This window comes from Methylobacterium sp. XJLW (assembly GCF_003254375.1).
Classification (GTDB): Bacteria; Pseudomonadota; Alphaproteobacteria; order Rhizobiales; family Beijerinckiaceae; genus Methylobacterium; species Methylobacterium fujisawaense.
In genome coordinates this window covers 4,369,276-4,387,839 of sequence record NZ_CP016429.1, presented here as the reverse complement: position 1 = coordinate 4,387,839, position 18,564 = coordinate 4,369,276, and the positions used below count along the sequence as shown (strand labels likewise).

At 71.5% G+C, this 18,564-nt stretch carries 17 protein-coding genes; 4 read left to right on the top strand and 13 right to left on the bottom strand.

Features of this window, described 5'->3' with window-relative positions; all coding sequences use genetic code 11:
* Positions 1-111 precede the first annotated feature (111 nt).
* On the bottom strand, positions 112-429 hold the full coding sequence (locus A3862_RS20415; RefSeq protein WP_078947154.1) for a hypothetical protein: 318 nt from the start codon (positions 427-429) through the stop codon (positions 112-114).
* Between the two features lie 219 nt (positions 430-648).
* Between A3862_RS20415 and A3862_RS20410 the strand changes: the two genes are divergently transcribed.
* Positions 649-1,506: a S49 family peptidase gene (locus A3862_RS20410; protein ID WP_043757384.1), complete on the top strand. Its 858-nt coding sequence runs from the start codon at positions 649-651 to the stop codon at positions 1,504-1,506.
* A 45-nt stretch (positions 1,507-1,551) separates the two neighbouring features.
* Here A3862_RS20410 and A3862_RS20405 read toward each other — a convergent pair whose 3' ends face one another.
* Positions 1,552-2,418, bottom strand: a complete 867-nt coding sequence (locus A3862_RS20405; RefSeq protein WP_043352276.1) for an NAD(P)-dependent oxidoreductase — start codon at positions 2,416-2,418, stop codon at positions 1,552-1,554.
* 110 nt (positions 2,419-2,528) lie between these two features.
* On the opposite strand from A3862_RS20405, the gene A3862_RS20400 reads away from it, so the two are divergent.
* Positions 2,529-3,551 (top strand): P1 family peptidase, encoded by a 1,023-nt coding sequence (locus A3862_RS20400; protein WP_053609792.1) that lies wholly within the window; start codon positions 2,529-2,531, stop codon positions 3,549-3,551.
* Positions 3,552-3,669: 118 nt separating this feature from the next.
* Positions 3,670-3,936: a GCG_CRPN prefix-to-repeats domain-containing protein gene (locus tag A3862_RS20395; protein WP_051044832.1), complete on the top strand. Its 267-nt coding sequence runs from the start codon at positions 3,670-3,672 to the stop codon at positions 3,934-3,936.
* A 342-nt stretch (positions 3,937-4,278) separates the two neighbouring features.
* Here the strand turns inward: A3862_RS20395 and A3862_RS20385 are convergent, their stop codons facing one another.
* From A3862_RS20385 to A3862_RS31600, 11 genes are all read right to left on the bottom strand, one after another.
* Positions 4,279-6,639 (bottom strand): bifunctional diguanylate cyclase/phosphodiesterase, encoded by a 2,361-nt coding sequence (locus A3862_RS20385; protein WP_111473921.1) that lies wholly within the window; start codon positions 6,637-6,639, stop codon positions 4,279-4,281.
* 859 nt (positions 6,640-7,498) lie between these two features.
* Positions 7,499-7,780, bottom strand: coding sequence for a hypothetical protein (locus A3862_RS20380; protein WP_043757390.1), 282 nt, complete (start codon positions 7,778-7,780; stop codon positions 7,499-7,501).
* A complete protein-coding gene (locus A3862_RS20375) occupies positions 7,777-10,167 on the bottom strand; it encodes a PAS domain-containing hybrid sensor histidine kinase/response regulator (RefSeq protein WP_043757393.1) in 2,391 nt (796 codons plus the stop codon). The genes A3862_RS20380 and A3862_RS20375 overlap by 4 nt, the downstream gene beginning before the upstream one ends.
* Before the next feature lie 53 nt (positions 10,168-10,220).
* Positions 10,221-11,117, bottom strand: a complete 897-nt coding sequence (gene rarD, locus A3862_RS20370) for an EamA family transporter RarD (RefSeq protein WP_043352599.1) — start codon at positions 11,115-11,117, stop codon at positions 10,221-10,223.
* 116 nt (positions 11,118-11,233) lie between these two features.
* Positions 11,234-12,925: a methyl-accepting chemotaxis protein gene (locus A3862_RS20365; protein ID WP_236961405.1), complete on the bottom strand. Its 1,692-nt coding sequence runs from the start codon at positions 12,923-12,925 to the stop codon at positions 11,234-11,236.
* 244 nt (positions 12,926-13,169) lie between these two features.
* Positions 13,170-13,772 (bottom strand): pyridoxamine 5'-phosphate oxidase family protein, encoded by a 603-nt coding sequence (locus A3862_RS20360; protein ID WP_043349369.1) that lies wholly within the window; start codon positions 13,770-13,772, stop codon positions 13,170-13,172.
* A complete protein-coding gene (locus tag A3862_RS20355) occupies positions 13,769-14,101 on the bottom strand; it encodes a lipid-A-disaccharide synthase N-terminal domain-containing protein (RefSeq protein WP_043349371.1) in 333 nt (110 codons plus the stop codon). The genes A3862_RS20360 and A3862_RS20355 overlap by 4 nt, the downstream gene beginning before the upstream one ends.
* On the bottom strand, positions 14,095-14,862 hold the full coding sequence (locus tag A3862_RS20350) for a glycosyltransferase (RefSeq protein ID WP_043757399.1): 768 nt from the start codon (positions 14,860-14,862) through the stop codon (positions 14,095-14,097). Before A3862_RS20350 ends, A3862_RS20355 begins: the two co-directional genes overlap by 7 nt.
* The gene (locus A3862_RS20345; protein WP_043757402.1) at positions 14,859-16,592 is read right to left on the bottom strand and encodes an ArnT family glycosyltransferase; all 1,734 of its coding nucleotides are present in this window, start codon (positions 16,590-16,592) and stop codon (positions 14,859-14,861) included. Before A3862_RS20345 ends, A3862_RS20350 begins: the two co-directional genes overlap by 4 nt.
* An 88-nt stretch (positions 16,593-16,680) precedes the next feature.
* A complete protein-coding gene (gene metC, locus A3862_RS20340) occupies positions 16,681-17,871 on the bottom strand; it encodes a cystathionine beta-lyase (RefSeq protein ID WP_043757405.1) in 1,191 nt (396 codons plus the stop codon).
* A 107-nt stretch (positions 17,872-17,978) separates the two neighbouring features.
* The gene (locus A3862_RS31600) at positions 17,979-18,152 is read right to left on the bottom strand and encodes a ribosome modulation factor (RefSeq protein ID WP_164706383.1); all 174 of its coding nucleotides are present in this window, start codon (positions 18,150-18,152) and stop codon (positions 17,979-17,981) included.
* An 89-nt stretch (positions 18,153-18,241) separates the two neighbouring features.
* On the opposite strand from A3862_RS31600, the gene A3862_RS20335 reads away from it, so the two are divergent.
* Complete coding sequence (locus A3862_RS20335; protein WP_111473920.1) at positions 18,242-18,511, top strand: hypothetical protein; 270 nt, start codon at positions 18,242-18,244, stop codon at positions 18,509-18,511.
* The last annotated feature ends 53 nt before the right edge of the window (positions 18,512-18,564 follow it).

Genomic DNA, 18,564 nt, shown 5'->3' with positions numbered 1-18,564 from the left:
ACGGAAGAGCAGTGATATCAGACGGTTAAATAAGGTTTTCCGAGGCCGCCCGCAAGGTCGCCCGCGAGGCCGCGTCCCGGCCGGATCGGGCAGGGACGCGGAGGGCTTCGCTCAGTAGAACGTCACGTGCCGGGGACCGAAACGGCGGCCGTGCCAGACGTGGTGGCGGTGCCAGTGACGGCGGAAATGGTGGTGCCGGTGCCAATGGTGACGGCGGTGCCAATGGTGGCGGCGATGATGCCAGTGGCGGCGCCAATGATGGTGCCGGTGCCAGTGGCGCCGGTAGTGCCAGCGGGCCTGCTGCACGGCGGGGGCGGGCGCTGCGGCCTCGGCGCTCGCCGGGACCGGCAGGGGCGCCGCGCGCGCAGGCGCACTCGCCAGCCCGCCGAGCAGGGCGGCGAGGAGGACCAGGATTGGCCAGGGTCGCATCGTTTCTCTCCCGTGTGAGCACCCGTCCGAGTCCAGCGGATCCGGGCCGGCACGAGGCTCGCGCCGTCGCCGGAAACGGCCAAGGTCGGCAAACGGTTCGATCCGTTCTGACTGCGCAGATGCGCCGCCCTTGCGTGCGGCGGCAAAGCGCCCAGTTTCCGGACAGGCGCATCCGGGCCGTCCCCCGCCCGGTCCTTCGACGAGCCGCGTAAGACTCCCATGGCGTTCGCGTTCCCCGACTCCGTCCGCGCCCTCCTGCCGCGCCGCTTCAGGGATCGCCGTCCGCGGGTCGCCGTGGTCCGGCTCTCCGGCACCATCGGGGCGGTGTCTCCGATCCGTCCGGGCCTCTCGATCGGCGGCGTGGCGGGCAGCCTCGAGCGGGCCTTCGGGATGCCGGGGGTCAAGGCGGTGGCGCTGCTGATCAACTCGCCGGGCGGTTCACCGGCGCAGTCGCACCTGATCCACCGCCGCATCCGGGCCCTCGCCGAGGAGAAGCGTCTGCCGGTCATCGCCTTCGTGGAGGATGTCGCGGCCTCCGGCGGCTACATGATCGCCTGCGCGGCCGACGAGATCGTCGCCGATCCGACCTCGATCGTCGGCTCCATCGGCGTCGTCTCGTCGGGGTTCGGCTTCCATGGCCTGCTGGAGAAGCTCGGTGTCGAGCGTCGCGTTCATACGCAGGGCGAGGCGAAGTCGATGCTCGACCCGTTCCGCCCGGAGGATCCCGCCGACGTGGAGCGCCTGAAGCGCATCCAGGCCGACGTGCAGGACCTGTTCACCGGCCTCGTCACCGCCCGGCGCCCGACCCTGGCCCGCACCGAGAACCTGTTCACCGGCGCGGTCTGGACCGGGCGGCAGGCGCTGCCCCTCGGTCTCGTCGATGCGCTCGGCGACCTGCGCACCGCGATGCGCGCCCGCTTCGGCGAGACGGTCGACCTGCGCCTCGTGGCCGAGGCCCGGGGCGGCCTCGTCTCCCGCCTGCTGCGCCGGGGCGGCGCGCCGGGCGGGATCGAACTCGCCGAGGGGGCGATGGCCGCCGTCGCGGAGCGCGCAGCCTTCGCCCGTTACGGGCTCTGAGACGGGGCCGGAGGGCTTCGCGCTTCGGTGCCCTTCGGAGATCCGCTACCGCCCGGCACGCCGTGCGGAGACGCGGGCGAGCGCCGCGAGATCCTTCTCGCCGTCGCCGTGGCTGATCGCCTCGATGAGGCCGTCGCGCAGCACGCTCGCGAAGGGCATCGGCACCCCCGCGCCCTCGGCGGCCTGGAGGGCGAGCCGCATGTCCTTGGCCCCGAGCTTGAGGAGGAAGCCCGGCGGCTCGTAGCGGTTCTGCGCGATCGAGGCGCCGTAGCCCTTGTAGACCGGCGAGGCGAACAGCGTGTTGGTCATCAGGTCGAGGAAGTCGGCGCCCGGGACGCCGTGGCCCTCCGTGAGGGCACAGGCCTCCGCCATGGCCTCGATCGCCGAGATCAGCATGAAGTTGCCGGCGAGCTTGACGGCGTTCGCCCGCGCCGGGTCGTCGCCGAAACGCCAGGTCCTGGCACCCATGGCGTCGAGGAGCGGGCCCGCGCGGTCGATCAGGGCCGCCGCCCCCGCCGTCACGATGTTGAGCTTGCCGGCCTCCGCCACGTCCGGCCGCCCGAAGACCGGCGCGGCGATGTAGGGGACGCCCGCCCGCTCGTGCACGGCGGCGAGCTGCCGGGCGAGCGCCACCGAGATCGTGCTCATGCCGATGTGCAGGCCCGGGCGCTCCGGCCGGTCGAGCAGGCCGCCGGCCACGATCACGGCTTCGAGCGCCGCGTCGTCGGCCAGCATGGTGATGACCGCGTCGCCGGCGAAGGCTTCGGCGGCGCTCGCCACCGGGGTGACGCCGTCGATGCCGCGCGCGGCCTCGGGCGAGCGGTTCCAGGCGCGGACCGTGTGACCCGCCCGCGCGAGGTTGGCGGCCATGGCGCGACCCATCCGCCCCAATCCGATGAATCCAACGTCCATGCCGTGCTCCTCGACGCGCTCTGCCGCCTGCCAACCTGGGTAACCCCGCGCGGCGGTCAACGGCGCCCGGCCGGATTTGCGCCGATCGCCGGCCGTGGCAAGCTCGACCCATGCTGCAGAATCGCATCACCGACATCCCCGGCCTGCGGGTCGGTCACGCCACCGATCTGCGGCTTGCGAGCGGCGTCACGGCGATCCTGTTCGATGATCCGGTGGTCGCCTCCGTCGACGTGCGCGGCGGCGGGCCGGGCACCCGCGAGACCGACCTGCTCGATCCCGAACGCACCGTGGAACGGATCGACGCCCTCGTCCTGTCCGGGGGCTCGGCCTTCGGTCTCGACGCGGCGGCCGGGGTGACGGCGTGGCTCGCCGAGGCCGGGCGCGGCTTCCCGGTCGGCGGCATGCGGGTGCCGATCGTTCCCGGCGCGATCCTGTTCGATCTGCCCAACGGCGGCGACAAGGCCTGGGGGCGCTACCCGCCCTACCGCGAACTGGGCTTCGCGGCCGCCGCGGCTGCGGCCGCGGACTTCGCCCTGGGCTCCGTCGGGGCCGGGACCGGCGCGCGCACGGGTCGGCTCAAGGGCGGGATCGGATCCGCCTCGACGCGGGTACCGGGCACGGACTTCCGGGTCGGGGCCCTCGCCGCCGTGAACGCCTTCGGCAACGCGACCGTCGGCGACGGCCCGCATTTCTGGGCCGCGCCCTTCGAGGAGGGTGACGAGTTCGGCGGCCTGGGCGCGCCGGCCCACGTTCCCGCCGAAGCCCACGCCTTCCCGATGCGCGCGCTGCCCGGCGCCGCCACGACGCTCGCCGTGGTGGCGACCGACGCGGCGCTGACCAAGGCGCAGTGCCGGCGCCTCGCGGTGGCGGCGCAGGACGGCCTCGCCCGCGCCCTCGTGCCGGCCCATACGCCGCTCGACGGCGATCTGGTCTTCGCCGTGGCGACCGGCGCCGTGCCCCTCGCCGACCCGGTGGTGGACCTCGCTCGCCTCGGAGATGTCGCCGCGCGGGTCCTGGCCCGGACCGTGGCGCGCGGGGTGTTCGCCGCGACGAGCCTGCCGGGGCTCGCGCCGTCGCCGCCCCTGGCGGGTGCGGGGCTTCCGCCGGCCTGGCGCGACCTCTACGGCGCCTGATCCGCCATGCCCGCTCCGGAACGAAGCGGCAGGACCGGGGTTACAGGGCGCGGCCGAAGGCCGTGTCGTGGCTCGGATCGCGCCGGGCCGCGACCTGTGCCAAACGGGAGGAGTCCTCATGAAAATGACCGGCCTGATCATCGCCGCGTCCGTCGCACTGTTCGCCGGCGGCGCCCAGGCGATGCCCGTGGCGCCGCTGTCCGGCGGCGACGCCTCGGTCACCCTCGTGCGCGGCGGGTGCGGGTTCGGCGCGCATCGCGGGCCGTATGGCGGCTGCCGCCTGAACCGCGGTCCGCGTGGTGCGATGCGCCGCGCCATGACCGGCGCGCCCCGCGGCTGCCCGCCCGGCCTCTACCGCGGCCCGCGGGGCTTCTGCCACCGCTGAGCGATGGCGTCGGTGCCGCCCGCCGGGGCGGCGCCGACGCACGACGGCGTCGGGTCCGACTGGAGTGCCCCCGGGGCGAGCGGAACGGAACCGCACGCTGGCGAGACGCCGGGAGGCTCGGACCCGCGTGGCGGCTCGGACGCGGCCCCGAGCCCCGGGCTTACTGCGGGACCGGTGTCTTGCGCCCCGCGTGCCATGTCGGCGGCGGTGCCGGTCCCCGCGCTCAGGCCGGTCGTTTCGGTCTCGAGGCGGCGCGTCTGCGTGGAGGCCGGCTCGGGCATCTTCTGCGGATCGGTGGCCCGCCTTCGGAGGAGCCGAGCGGGACCGACGGTCCGACCGACTTCAGAGAGCGCCGCTCGCCCTTGCGGGCGGCGGCGATGACGCTGGTCGTTCCGGGCGCCCGATCAGGTAGCCCTGGACGGCATCGCAGCCCAGTCGCCTGAGAAGCGCCAGCTGATCCGCATCCTCGACCCCTTCGGCAAGGGTGAGGATGTTCATGTCGCGGCCCATCTGGGTGATCGCCTTGATCACCGCCATCGAGTGGTTGTCCGTCAGTGCGGCCGCTACGAAGCTGCGATCGATCTTGATCCGGTCCAGAGGCAGATCGCGCAGGTGAGCGAGGGACGAGTAGCCGGTCCCGAAATCATCCATCGCGATCTTCAGACCGAGCTGGCGCAGGGCGGAGAGGGTGTGGGCGATCTGACGCCCGTCCTCGACCAGCGCCGTCTCCGTCAACTCGATCTCCAATCGGTGCGGCGGCAACCCGCTCTCGGCCAGAGCTGCGGTGATGTGGGCGAGAAGCATCGGCGAGCGGAACTGGACGGCCGACACGTTCACGGCGACATGCTGATGCGGCTGCCAGCGGGTGGCTTGGCGGCACGCCTCGCCCAGCACCCAGGTCCCGATCGGCACAATCAGCCCCGTCTCCTCCGCCACCGGGATGAAGCTTGCCGGCGCGACGAGACCCCGCGTCGGATGCTGCCACCGGATCAGCGCCTCGAAGCCGACGACAGCGTCATCGGCGAGGGCCATGATGGGCTGGTAGGCGAGATGAAACTGCCCCTCCGTCAAGGCGATCCGGATGTCGTTCTCCAGGGTGTGGCGCTCGGCGACGGCCTCCATCATGCCCGATGCGTAATGCGCTGCGCGTCCTCGTCCGTGACGCTTCGCCTCGTACAGAGCGATGTCGGCGCGCTGCAGCAGCTCTTCCGGACTCGACCGATCCGCGTTGTCGCTCAAGCCGATGCTGCAACCGACCATGACCGTGAGGTCGTTGAAGGCGTAGGGCTTCTCGACGTCCACGATGATGTCTTCGGCCAGGCGGCTCGCTGCATCGGCATCCGCCTGTGTGACCACGGCCATCTCGTCGCCGCCCAGGCGCGCCACGAACCCTGACGCGCCCGCTAGGGCGCGAAGGCGCGCGGCAACGGTGACGAGCAGGCGATCGCCGACGCCGTGACCGAACGTGTCGTTGACCGCCTTGAACCGATCGAGATCGATCAGCAGGAGCGTGAAGGCCTGTCCGGTCTCATGAACGAGCGCCATGTGTTCGATGAGCGAGCGGCGATTCGCCAGACCCGTGAGGGGATCACGGTAGGCGAGGTGCAGGATCTCTCGCTGCGCCTGCTTCTCCCGCGAAACATCGTCGAAGGTCAGCACCGCGCCATCGTCGATGGGCTGACAGGCGATGGACAGGATCCGGCCGTCGTCGAACGTATGCTCGACGAGCGTCTCCTCGCTCCGGGCCATCCAGGTCCGATGATTCGCCAGCACCCGCGCGATGCGGGTTTCGTCCCAAGCATTGGCGCGGCCGGTCACATCCAGAAACGTCGATAAGCTCATGCCTCGGGCCATGCTTCCCGGCGGCAGGTTGAGCATCGTGCACAGTTTCTCGTTGTACAACTCGACGACTTCGGCGCCGGAAACCTTCAGGATCCCGTTCGACATGTTCTGCAATGTCGTCGCCAGGATTCGCGCGTGCGTGGCCTCCTGCCCCTCGAAGCGCTTGGCAACCAGCAGGGCGAGCAATGTGCCGAGCAGGAGGATGGCGGCGCCCGCCGCGGCGAGGGCAGCGAGTTGGACCTGCATGATCGGCAGGAGCTGATCGGACCGCGCTCCGACCAGGGTGGTGCCGGCGATGGAGATGAAGTGCGTGCCGCAGACCGCGGACACGATGAGAAACAGGGTGACGAGCGGTGGACGGGCATGTCGCGCCACGGTCCGAGCCAACGCCATACAGATGCCGCCGATGAGGCTCGCCAGGATGTCGAGGTCGGGCGATTGCGTTTGGCTGCAGCCCCTCAACGCGGCCATGCCGATGAGGTGCATGCCGCCGATCCCCAAGCCCGCCGCCGCGCCGGCTGCTGCGCGCGTCCATGTCCGCGCGCATTGCGTCGACAGGGCCAGCGGCCCGCCGACCGCGACAATGGCCACGGCCGCGGAGCCCAGGGTCGTCGCTGCCTCGTAATTCAGAAGGAGGTCGGTCCGGTACCCGAGCATCGCGACGAAGTGGGTGGTCCAAACGCCGGTCCCGGCAACCACGGCCGTTCCGAGTTGCCAGCGCCTCCTGACACGCGCCGAAGCGCTCTCCGCTTGCCGGATGAAGTGGACGAGCAGCCACGCACTGAAAAAGCAGATGACCATCGCCGCCAGGGCGAAACCGGCCGCCTGACTGTCCAGAAGGGCTGCGACGAAGAGATCCATAGGATCATCATGCACCACAAAGATGTGCGCAAACTAAATCATCATCGTGAAGAATTCTCTGGGCGTACCCCCACAGACGGCCGGGTGTAACAACTAAAAATTGAAGGTGTCGGGCAAGCTCGGATGTCTTGCCGAACGGCGTCAAAATCTGCCGGTTTCGACCGCCGGAGCTCCGAGTCTCCACGACGTCGAAGCTCCGGGCGTGAACGCGGCCGATTCGCTGTTCCGGAATACTGAGGACTACAGCCAGCCGCCCATACCGTCGGTAAAAGGCCGAAAGAATGTTTTCGCGCTTCGCGATGTCTCGAATTGTTCTCGAAGAAATGATCGGTCTCAATTTTCGTGAGAAGGCCTATCGCGCCGCCTGTGACATAGCGAATGCCGCGCCGGATCCGGCAGGTTTGGCCGGACCATGGAGTCTCGCGACGGCCTGGCTCTTTTTCCTGTCGCTATCTAACGCATTTATTGGCCGAAATTATAGTAATTAAGCCTAGTCGTTGTATTGAATGTCGGGCATTCGTCGGATGGATGTGATCGCCGCGCATGCGGCTGGAACGGCGACGTTGATGCGCGGGCCGGATCCTTGCCGGGACGCCAATCGCGCCGGTGCGCTATGGCGTGTGATTGGCCCGGATCTACAAAAGATCTTCGCCGTCCCCACCCTGCTCCGGGGCTGACCGGCGCAGGCGTGATCCTGCTTCCGCCTGCGGGTCGTCCCGCACGGGGCAGTGTCACGGCATCCCGGTCGATGCTGCCCGCGCCGTCCTCGCGCGCGGCCAAGCGAACCACGACCGAATGCGGCCTCCCGGTGTCGCGCAACCGGAGGACTTCGCCGCGCCCGCGAGGGGGCGGCGGCGTCTCACACCTCGGCGCGGGCCTCCTCCAGCAACTGCGCCAGCCCGGCATCCACCTCCGCGGCCAGCATCCGGCGCTCGGCGTCGGTGAGATCCTTGGCCCAGGCCCCGCTGCCGAACCCCTCCGTGCAGCGCGCCCGCTCGGAGGCGAAATAGGCTTCGGTCTCGGCCGGCCGCGTCTTCATGGCGTGGACGAGGCCGAACCACGCCGCCCGCTCCACCACCGCCAGCCGTGCCCGCAGGCGGATGGACACCGCCTTGTCCGCATCGATCCCGGAATCGCTCATGGTCTCTCTCCGCCCTCCTGCTCCGCGAGCTGCGCGAGCAGGCCCTGAAGCTGTCCCGGAACCGGCTCGTTCGCCGAACGCGCGTAGAGGACGCGCAGTTGCCGGCCGATCTCCGCGAGGCTCATGGAGCCCTTGGCGATCACCCGGTCGGCCTGCCGGTTCAGGCTCTCCTTCTCGGCGGTGGTGATCTCCTTGGCGGTCAGCACCACCACGGGCACGTCGCCATCGGGCCGCGAGCGGAGCGCCCGCAGGAAGCCGAACCCGTCCATCTCGGGCATCATCAGGTCGAGCAGGATCAGGCTCGGCCGGGCCTGGCTGAAGCGTTCCAGGGCGATCCGGCCGTTCTCCGCCTCGTCGACGGTCCAGCCCTCCCGGCCGAGGGAGCGGCGCAGGCGCTCCCGGGCATCCGCATCGTCATCCACCACGAGGACCCGTGCCTCGTTCGGCGCCTCGGGCCGGTAGCGCTCCATCAGGCCCTTGAGCCGGTCCCAGTCGATCGGCTTGACGAAATAGTCGGTGGCGCCGAGCGCCTGGCCGAGCCCCTGCTCGGCCACCACCGAGGTCATGATCACCGGGGTCCCGGCCAGTTCGGGATCGTTGCGCACGGCGTGAAGCACCGCCCAGCCGTCCATGCGGGGCATCTCGACGTCGAGCAGGATCGCCCGCGGCCGGAGCGCCCGGGCGAGCGTCAGGCCGGCGCGGCCGTCATTGGCGCTGCGGACGTGGAAGCCCTCGCGCTCCAGGAAGCGCTGGAGCAGCTCCCGGGCGGCCGGATCGTCGTCGACCAGCAGCACCGTCTCGTGCTCCTCGTGCGGCTCCACCGGCGTGAGAGCCTCGGCCTCGGCCGTCGGCGCATCCTCGGGGCTCAGGATCGCGGGCAGGCGGACCGTGAAGGTCGCCCCCGCCCCCGGAACGCTGGTGACGCCGATGTCGCCGCCCATCGCCTCGCAGAAGGCGCGGGTGATGGCGAGTCCGAGACCCGTGCCGCCGAACTGGCGGGTGGTCGAGTCGTCGGCCTGGACGAAGCGCTCGAACAGCCGCCCGATCTGGGTCTCGGTCATGCCGATCCCGGTATCGGCGACCGCGAAGGACAGCCAGTCCGCCCCCTCTTCCCGGTGCCGCCGCACCGTCAGGGTGATCGTCCCCTTCTCGGTGAACTTGGCGGCGTTGCCGAGCAGGTTCACGAGGCACTGGCGGATCTTGGTCTGATCCTGGTGCATGGACCCGAGATCGGCGCCCGCCCCTTCGCCGGCATCGAGGACGAAGCGGTTGCCCTTCTTCTCCATCAGTGAACCGGTGGAATCGCCGACATCGCGGAGCAGGTCCGCCACCGCGAAGGTCTCGGCCGAGGCGGTCATGCGGCCGGCCTCGATCTTCGAGATGTCGAGGACGTCGTTGATCAGCGACAGCAGGTGGCGCGCGGCCGCCTCGATCTTGCGCAGGTCGGGCAGGAGGGCGGCCTGGCCGATATCCTCCAGCTCCTCGCCGAGCATCTCGGAATAGCCGATCACCGCCGAGAGCGGCGTGCGCAGCTCGTGGCTCATGTTGGCGATGAACTGGCTTTTCGCCCGGTTGGCCGCCTCGGCGGCCTGGCGGGCGCGCTCCACGGCCTCCTCGGCCTCCTTCCGGTCGGTGACGTCGACGCAGGTGCCGACCCATTCCCGGAGGGAACCGTCCTCGGCGAGGACCGGCACGCCGCGCACCTCCATGGTGCGCCAGGCCCCGTCGTGGCGGCGCAGCCGGTACTCGACCTCGTAGAGCGCCCGCGCCTCCACGGAGGCGGCCCAGGCATCGGCCGCGTGACCCCGGTCCTCGGGATGGACGGCATCCAGCCAGCCCCAGCCCTGGTAGGCCTCCTCGGTCTGGCCGGTATAGATGCTCCAGCGGACCTGCGGCGGCATCAGCTCGCCCGCCGCGTTGGTGTTCCAGATCACCGCCGCCGAGGCGTCGACCAGCGCCCGGAACCGCTGCTCGGAATGGCGCAGGCGCTCCTCGATGGCGCGGCGGCCGGTGATGTCGGTGTTGGTCCCGTACCAGCGCAGGATCCGCCCGGATTCGTCCCGGTGCGGCAGCGCCTTCGACAGGAACCAGCGATAGGTCCCGTCCCGCCCGCGCAGGGGGAACGTGTCCTCCCAGGACCGGCCCAGGGTGATCGCGGCCCGGTAGCGCTCGGTCACCGCCTCGACGTGATCCGGGTGATGGACCGTGCGCCAGCCCCATCCCCGCATGTCCTCGAGGGACGTGCCGGTGAAATCGTACCAGCGCTGATTGTACCAGATGATCGTGCCGTCAGCCTCGGCGATCCAGGCGAGCTGCGGCAGCGTCTCGGCGAGGTTGCGGTAATCGGCATCCGTGACGGATCCTGGGCCGCTCTCAGTCTCGCTCATCGACCCGACGCTGTCCCGTCATCCGCCCCAGCGGCGGCCTATACCAGTATTCCTTATACACGCATCGCGTCCGGATCCGACCGCGGCGACGCCGCGGCCGGCAGGCGGCGAAACCGCAGGGCGTCCACCGTGTAGAGCGCGAGCGCCACCCAGATCAGCGCCAGCATGAGCGCCCGGTGCGGCTCGACGTGCTCGCCGTAGACGAGGACGCTGAGGAGAAGCAGGCAGGTGGGCGCCACGTATTGCAGCAGGCCGAGGGTGGTGAGCCGCAGGCGCACCGCCGCGGCGGCGAACCAGATCAGCGGCAGCGCGGTGGTCAGGCCCGTGAGCATCAGGAGCGCGCGGTCGCCCGGCGCGGACGGCAGGAACGGCTCGGGCGAGAGGACGAGCCAGACGATGGCGGCCGGCAGGAGCAGGAGGGTCTCGGCCAGGAATCCGACCAGCGCGTCGACGGCGACGATCTTCCGGGCGAGCCCGTAGAGCGCGAAGCTCACCGCCAGCGACAGCGACATGAGGGGCAGCTCACCGGCCCAGACCACCGCGACGGCGACGCCCGTCGCGGCGATGCCGATGGCCAGCGCCTGCGCCGGCCGCAGCCGCTCGCCCAGCACCACCCGCCCGAACGCCACGCTGACCAGGGGATTGATGTAGTAGCCGAGGCTCGCGTCGAGCAGGTGCCCGCTGCTGACCGCGTAGAGGTAGAGCAGCCAGTTCACGCCGATCATGGCCGCCGAGAGCAGCAGGAGCGCGTGCCGCTTGCGCAGCGGGAACGGCAGGTTCAGGCGGTGGCGCGCCGCGAGGACCAGCGCCAACGCGCCGGCGAACAGGCTCGACCAGACGATGCGCTCCGCCAGGATATGATACGGGGTGTAGGCCCCGAGCATCCGGAAATGCACCGGAACCAGGAGGCCCCAGCTCAGATAGGCGGCGAGCGCGTAGACGAGGCCCACGGCGTCCTCCCGGTCGACCCGGATGGGCGGCCGGGTCGGCGGGCTTTAGCGTGCCGGGCCAGTCCCTGTCAGGGGGTGCCGCGCAGGGCAGCCATCCGGCGGTCGCGGTCGGGTCTTCACGCCGCGCGGATCGTGGCGAGGAAGCGCCGAACCTCACCGCCGAGGTCCGCGGATTGGCGGGCCAGCGCGGCGGCGCAGGCCTGCACCCGATCGGCGGCCGTCCCGGTCTCTCCGGCAGCCGCGGCAACGGCCGCCATGGTGGTGGTCACCGCGCGGGTGCCGGTGGAGGCCTGCACGACGTTGCGGGCGATCGCCCGGGTGGCCGCCTCCTGCTGCGTCACCGAGGCCGCGACGCTGGCGGCGACCCCGTCGATCTCGCGGATCCGTGCGGTGATCGCGGCGATCACCGCGACCGCCTGATCGGTCACGCCCTGGATGCGGCCGATCTGTCCCGAGACGTCGCCCGTCGCCTGGGCCGCCTGCGCGGCGAGGTCCTTCACCTCGCTCGCCACGATCGCGAAGCCCCGTCCCGCCGCTCCGGCGCGGGCCGCCTCGATGGTGGCGTTGAGCGCCAGCAGGTTGGTCTGACGCGCGATGGCCCCGATCAGCTCCACCACCGCGCCGACCTTGGCGGCGGCGGCGCTGAGATCCTGCACGAGGGTCGCGGTCCGATCCGCTTCGACGACGGCGCTCTGAGCGAGGATGGCCGAGCCGCCGATCTGCCGGCCGATCTCCGCCACGGTGGTTTCGAGTTCCTCGGCGGCGGCCGCCACCGTGCCGACGTCGCGCGCGGCCGTCTCGGCGGCACCCGCGACCGCCGTGGATTCGCCGACGGTCCGCGTCGCCGTGACGGTCATGGTCCGGGCGGTGGTCTGGAGGGCGGCGATCGACTCCGACACCAAGCCGATGATGCGTCCCACCGTCAGCTCGAAGCCCTCGGCGAGCCGCAGGAGGGTCCGGCTGCGGTCGGCGGCGGCGTCCTCGGCCTGCCGCCGCGCGGCCTCTGCCTGCTCGACGGCCTTCCGCGCGACGAGGGCCTTGATGCCCGCGACGGCGCTGCCGATGGCACCGATCTCGTCGCTGCGCCGCGCTTCCGGGACCTCCGCGTCGAGCCGCCCGGCCGACATGGCTTTCAGAGCGGCCGTCAACCGGCCGAGGGGGCGGGCGACGCCGACATGCACCACCAGAACACCGATCAGGATGCTGGCGGCGATGCCGCCCGCCGACAGGCTGATCGCCCAGGACAAGGTCGTGCGGGTGTCCGCGCTGAGGGCCGCGGAACCCGTGCGGATCGACGTGCTCAGATCGTCCACGAAGGCGTCGAGGGCGGCAAACAGCGTCTTCTGGAGCGGATCCACCTGCGTGTGCGCCAGCGTCAGGGCCTGGGCGCTCATGCCCTTCTTGGCCATGGCGCACATCTCGCCGGTGAGTGCGATGTAGGTGCCCAGGAGCGTCGCGATCCGGTCGGTCCGAGCGTCAAATGTCGGGGCGTTCCGGCGCACGCCGTCGAGGAGGCGTGCGGCTTCGGCCGGAAGGGGCTCGAACGCGGCGCCGATGCGGTCCGACGCGTCCGGATCGGCCTCGCCGAGGGTGCGGAAGGCCACGTAGCTCATCTGATAGACCACGCCTCCGAGGCGTGCCGCCATCGTGGCCGCCGTGGCGTCGTTGCCGAGATAGGCGCTGTAGGCCGCATCGGCCACGGTCATCCGTTTGGAGATGTACCATAGAAAGCCGACCGCATTCACCGCGATGAAGGCGAACGCGAAGGCGATCTTGACGGCAATGGGGAACTTGAAGTGGCGACGCACTGGGAAAAACTCCGCGCTGCCGCTGCTTATGTGTTAGCGGATGGCGAAGTCGATTGCGAACGCGGGGCTTGGGACGGATCGGACATCGAATGGGATTGTCGCACAATCTTTCATCCGGGACGTGTGGATTGATTTCGCGTTCAACCGTCGGCGCGTCGAATCGCGGCACGTTCCGCGTGTTCGGACGAGTGCGCCCCGGCGGGCCGTCGCGCGCGCGACATCTTCCCCGCGCGGCGGCACTCTTTCAGGGGGCCAGCCAGCCGCCCTGCCATGCCGACCCGCACCGGTGCCAGGCGGCCCGCCGGTGACCGCGGCGGTCGAGGTAGAGGAAATCCAGGCGCTCCACCCGGACCAGCACGGCGGCGAAATGCGGCCGTCCCAGCGCCCCGGCCGCGGCCTCGTCCGGCAGGGCGTAGGCGTCCCCCGCCGGCAGGGCCGTGCCCGGGCCGGGTTCGCTCCCGTAACAGACCCGGCTCATCGCCCGGGACCCGGCCCAGGCCGCCTCGGCCACCGCGTCGTCGACGTGCAGCGCGGCGCGCCCCTCGATGCGGATCTGGATCTTCGTCGCCTCGTCGTAGGCCGTGAGCGCGCAGGCCGGGTTCGCCAGGATCTCGGCGGCCTTGTCGGAGCGGCGGTCGCAGTGGAACCGGAGGGTTCCGGCATCCCGGTCGGCGGCGCGCAGCACCACCGTGCGCAGCCGCGGGCCGCCCGCCGCGCCGAGCGTCGCCACCACCGGCAGGTGGAACCCGCTGCGGCCGTGCGCGGCGCCGTCCGCCAGATGGCCCCAAAGCGCCGCGAACGTCGCGTCCAGGTCGTCGTAATAGGCGGGCAGCGGCGCGCGGCTCATGGGCTGCCGCGCCTCCGCCGCCGCTCGCGGAAGATCAGCGCGAGGTTGCGCAGGTAGATCCCGGTGGAGAGCCCCTGGCCGATGATGATCACCGGCTCGCGGCGCACGAACCCGTAGACCAGGGTCATCAGCCCGCCGAGGATCGACAGGAACCAGAACGACAGCGGCATCACGCTCCGCCCGGCCCGCTCGCTGGCGATCCATTGCAGGATGAAGCGCGAGCCGAACACCACCTGTGCGACGATGCCGAAGACCAGCCAGAAGTCGAGCCGGGTGACGAACACGTCGTAGAAATAGGCCGGCAGATCGTGGGCGAGCTGGATCAGCATCCGACGTCCTGGTCTGCGGGTTGGCCGGCCGGGTCGACGATCTCCTCGGGCCGCGGATCGGCACGCTTGCGCCGGATCAGCCACCAGACCCCGGCGAGATCGAGGAGCCCGACCCAGAGGCGGTCGAACAGGCCGTAATTGGACACCCCCGTCATCCGCGGCCGGTCGACCACGTCGCGGTGGACCACCGAAAAGCCCTCCCGGGCCACCAGGGCCGGCATGAACCGGTGGAGGGCGTCGAAATACGGCAGCCTGAGATACACGGCGCGCCGGAACACCTTCAGGCCGCAGCCGGTATCGCGGGTGGCGTCGTTGAGGATCCGCCCGCGGACGCCGTTGGCGATCCGGGACTGGAGCATCTTGAACGGGCCATCCTTGCGGCCGCGCCGCTGACCCTGGGCGAGGCCGGCGCCGGGCCCCGCCGCCTCCAGGGCTTCCAGCAGGGCGGGGATGAAGGCCGGATCGTTCTGGCCGTCGCCATCGAGGGTCGCGACGATCGCGCCGCGGGCCGCGAGAACGCCGCTGCGCACCGCCGCCGACTGGCCGCCGCTCCGGGCGTGGCGCAGCGCCCGCAGCCAGGGGCGCCCGGCCCGGGCCGCCGCGAGGGCCGCCGGGGTGCCGTCGGTGGAGCCGTCATCCACGTAGATCAGCTCGAAGGCCAGCCCCGCGCAGGCGGCCTCGATCTCGGCCACCAGGGGCGCGATGTTGCCGGCCTCGTTCTTGACCGGCACGACGACGCTGAGATGGGGATTCGCGTTCACGGGGCCACCGCGTAGGCCGTCACGAAGACCCGGCGGCCGGTATTGAGGTTGAAACCCTCGACCTCCGCCAGGGGGGCGGGTGCGCCGCGCCCCACCGGCCAGGCCGCGTTGAAGTCGTCGCGGTCCCGGGATTCCACGAAGAGCAGGCGGCAGCCGCCGCCTTCCAGGAAGGATCGCGCCGCGGCGCCGTCGGGCGGCAGGGCGAGGCCGGTGCCGATCAGGAACACGAGGCTCGGCTCGCGGTAGCCCAGGCTCGCTACCTGTGGGTTCGGGCAAGGCACCCGGTCGCGCAGGGCCGCGAGCCGGGGCGAGACCTTCAAAGCCGGCAGCGAACGCTGCGCCACGCCGAGCACCGCCGGACCGAGCAGGGCCGAGGCCAGGACCCCGAGCGCGAGGGCGCGCTCGGCGGATCCCTGCGCGAAGGCGAGCCAGGCCAGGATCGCGACCGCGCAGGCGGCGGCGAGCAGGGGCAGAGCCGGCCACGGGATGGTGTGGGCGTCGAGGCGCCAGCCCGCGAGGCAGAGGCCGAGGCTGAGCGCGACCGGGATCGCCGGCACCAGCAGGGCCGTCAGGCGCGCGCCCCGCAGGCGCGGATCCAGCGCTCCGCGGGACAACGCCAGCACGGTGAGGATCGCGAGCCAGGGCATCAGCGGCAGCACGTAGTGGGGCAGCTTGGTGGGCACCGCCTCGAAGATCAGCCATGCCGGCAGCACCGCGGCGATGAGGAAGGCCACGGCGGGCTCCCGCCGCGCCCGCCACGCGAAGGGCAGGCTCATGGCCGCGAAGGCCGCCCCGGGCCAGAAGGTGGCGAAGAACACGAGCGCGTAGGCTCCGGGTGGCCCCCAGTGCCGCTCCGCCGCCCCGCCGACCTTGCCGAGCATGTCGTGCCCGACGGCCTCGGCGTAGAAGGCACCGCCGCTCTTCCAGGTGATCGCCGCGAACCAGGGCGCCACCAGCAGGAGCGTGAGGGCGAGGCCCGGCCAGGGCCGGAGGGGCAGCAGCCAGCGGGCGGATCGCGCCCGAAGCGACAGGCCGAGCGCCGGCAGCGCGACGAAGAGCGGCACCATCGGCCCCTTCACCAGGATCCCGACCGCCATCCCGAGCCAGAATGCCGCAAAGGTTGATCCGGAGGTCGGCCCTGAGGTCGGTGTGCCGTCCCGCGGCGCCAGCCACGCGCGGGCGAGTGCGGCGAGGCTCGCGGTGGCGCAGGCGGCGAGCAGGGCGTCGGTCTTGGCGAGGTGTGCCTCGGCCGAGAGCATCAGGCAGGCGCCGTAGAGGGCGGCCGCCAGCAGTGCGGGCCGGCGGGGCAAGAAGGCCAGCGCCCCCCAGTAGGCGAGCAGCACCGAGGCGATGGCGCCGATCAGCGAGGGGATGCGGTACAGGGCGATCTGGGTGCGGGCCCCGGGCACGCCCAGCGCCTCGCCGGCCGCCACGGCGGCGGCCTGGGCCCAGTAGATCCCCACCGGCTTCTTGTGTCGCGCCTCGCCCTGGAAGCGGATATCCACGAGGTCGCCGCTCTCCAGCATCTGCTTCGAGGCCTGGGCGAAGCGCGGCTCGTCCCGATCCATCGGCTGCAGGGAGATCTGGCCCGGCAGGAACAGGATCAGGCACAGCGCCAGCAGGGCGGCGACGGCCCGGCCATGGGTGAGGCTCAGCGCGTCGAGTCCGCGGCCGATCCGGTCGACTGGGGCGAGGCGCGGAGCGCCGTCGGCGGAGAGGCTCGTGGTCATGCCGGGCCGGTCAATCAGGATCGGGCGGGAAGGTCAAATGCAGCCGCGTCGTCGCCGGTCGCCCCCCGCCGTCGGCGCCCCGATCCGCCTACGTGGCGGCCCGCAGGCGCGCGAAGCCGGCATCGAGGTCGGCCTTGAGGTCGGCGGTGTCCTCGAGGCCGATATGGAAGCGCAGGGCCGGTCCGCCGGGCGCCCACTTCGTGGCGGTCCTGTAGCCGGCACAGTCGAACGGGATCACGAGGCTCTCGAAGCCGCCCCAGGAGAAGCCCATCCCGAACAGCTGCAGCCCGTCCAGCATGGCGGCCAAAGCCACCTCGGGCACCGGCTTGAGGATCACGCCGAACAGGCCCGAGGCGCCCGCGAAGTCGCGCGTCCAGATCGCGTGGCCGGGATCCTCGGGCAGGCCGGGATGGAGCACCCGCAGCACCTCGGGCCGCGCCTGGAACCATCGGGCCATCTCCAGCCCGGCGCGGCCGTGCTCGCGCAGGCGCAGGTTCATGGTGCGCAGGCCGCGCAGCGCCAGGAAGATGTCCTCGGCGCCGGCGCACATGGCGAAATGGTCGAAGGTGCGGCGCACGGCCGGGTAGTAGCGCGCGTTGGCGGAGGTCAGGCCGATCAGCAGGTCCGAGCCGCCGCTCAGGTACTTGGTTCCGGCCTCCACGGCGATGTCGACCCCGCGCTCATGCGGCGGGAACAGCAGCGGCGTCGCCCAGGTGTTGTCCATGATCACGCAGGCGTCGCGGGCGTGCGCGACCTCGGCGATCGCGGGAACGTCCTGCATCTCGAAGCTCTGCGAGCCGGGGGCCTCGACCAGCACGGCCCGGGTGTTCGGGCGCATCAGGTCCGCGATGCCGGCCCCGATGATCGGGTCGTAATAGGTGACCTCGACGCCGTAGCGCGCCAGCACGCCGTCGCAGAACTGGCGGGTCGGCCGGTAGGCGGAATCGGTGACGAGGAGATGGTCGCCCGCCGAGACCGCGGCCATCAGCGCGACGGTGAGCGCCGCGAGGCCCGAGGGCGTCACGACGGTGCCGGCGGCGCCGGCGAGTTCCGTCCAGGCGGTCGTCAGCGCGTCCATGGTGGGCGTCGCCGAGGTGCCGTAATTGTAGCGCCCGCGCCGGTTCTTGATCGCGTCGTAGGTCGGATAGAGGACCGTCGAGCCCCGATAGATCGGCGTGTTCACGAAGCCGTGCTGCTCGCCCGGATCGCGGCCCGCATGCACGAGGCGCGTCGCGGGCGCGAAGGTCTGCTGGGCGTCGGGCGAAGGCTTCAGGGACATCGAGGCTCGGTGATCGCGTTGCGGTGCACCGCACGAAGCGCGCCGCATCCGGCGAGGTCAAGCCGGACGCGGCGTTCCGCAGCCCTGAGACGTTGTGTTTGCCGCGCTCACGGGGTCTCGGGCGAATCGGAGACGGCGGCCTCCTCGTAGGCCTCCATCCAGGCGGCACGCTCCTGGGAGCCTTCCGGATAGGGGCATTCGCTCACGGGTTTTCCGTAGAGGCGCGCGTTGCGGCCCTGGATGAACGGGCTGTCGCTCGCGGTGGCCTGGACGTTGGTCAATATCGCCTCCCGAAGACTTGAGGGTGGGGCTTCGTTAACGGCCGCGCCGTAAATCTGTTGCCGTCTCAAGTCGCGTCCCGGGTCGTTGCGTGCGTATCCTGCGTTCCCTCCTCGGCGCCGTCCTCGTCCTCGTCTCGACGGCGACCGTCGCCCTCGTCAGCGCCGATCGGCTCGCCCATCTGGCGCCGGCGCCCGTGGTCCGCGCCGCCCAGGCCGAGCCGTCGGCGACGGGGTCGATCCCGGCTCCGGTCAAGGCCCCGCCCGCGCCGAAGCCGGCCGTGCCCAGCATCTCGAACGGGTTCGACACCGAGCGGCTCCACGCGCTGATGCGCGGCGACCCGATCCTGACGGGCCGCTGAGCACCGTCACGCCTGTCCCGCCCCGGATCGCATCCCGAGGCGCCGGAGCGCGG

Excerpts from the sequence above, each read along its gene's own strand:
- A3862_RS20395 (WP_051044832.1), top strand. The coding sequence starts at position 3,670 with ATGAAAATGACCGGCCTGATCATCGCCGCGTCCGTCGCACTGTTCGCC.
- A3862_RS20415 (WP_078947154.1), bottom strand. The coding sequence starts at position 429 with ATGCGACCCTGGCCAATCCTGGTCCTCCTCGCCGCCCTGCTCGGCGGG.
- A3862_RS20345 (WP_043757402.1), bottom strand. The coding sequence starts at position 16,592 with ATGACCACGAGCCTCTCCGCCGACGGCGCTCCGCGCCTCGCCCCAGTC.
- A3862_RS20380 (WP_043757390.1), bottom strand. The coding sequence starts at position 7,780 with ATGAGCGATTCCGGGATCGATGCGGACAAGGCGGTGTCCATCCGCCTG.
- A3862_RS20375 (WP_043757393.1), bottom strand. The coding sequence starts at position 10,167 with ATGAGCGAGACTGAGAGCGGCCCAGGATCCGTCACGGATGCCGATTAC.
- A3862_RS20410 (WP_043757384.1), top strand. The coding sequence starts at position 649 with ATGGCGTTCGCGTTCCCCGACTCCGTCCGCGCCCTCCTGCCGCGCCGC.
- A3862_RS20355 (WP_043349371.1), bottom strand. The coding sequence starts at position 14,101 with ATGCTGATCCAGCTCGCCCACGATCTGCCGGCCTATTTCTACGACGTG.
- A3862_RS20400 (WP_053609792.1), top strand. The coding sequence starts at position 2,529 with ATGCTGCAGAATCGCATCACCGACATCCCCGGCCTGCGGGTCGGTCAC.
- A3862_RS20385 (WP_111473921.1), bottom strand. The coding sequence starts at position 6,639 with ATGGATCTCTTCGTCGCAGCCCTTCTGGACAGTCAGGCGGCCGGTTTC.
- A3862_RS20360 (WP_043349369.1), bottom strand. The coding sequence starts at position 13,772 with ATGAGCCGCGCGCCGCTGCCCGCCTATTACGACGACCTGGACGCGACG.
- A3862_RS20405 (WP_043352276.1), bottom strand. The coding sequence starts at position 2,418 with ATGGACGTTGGATTCATCGGATTGGGGCGGATGGGTCGCGCCATGGCC.
- metC (WP_043757405.1), bottom strand. The coding sequence starts at position 17,871 with ATGTCCCTGAAGCCTTCGCCCGACGCCCAGCAGACCTTCGCGCCCGCG.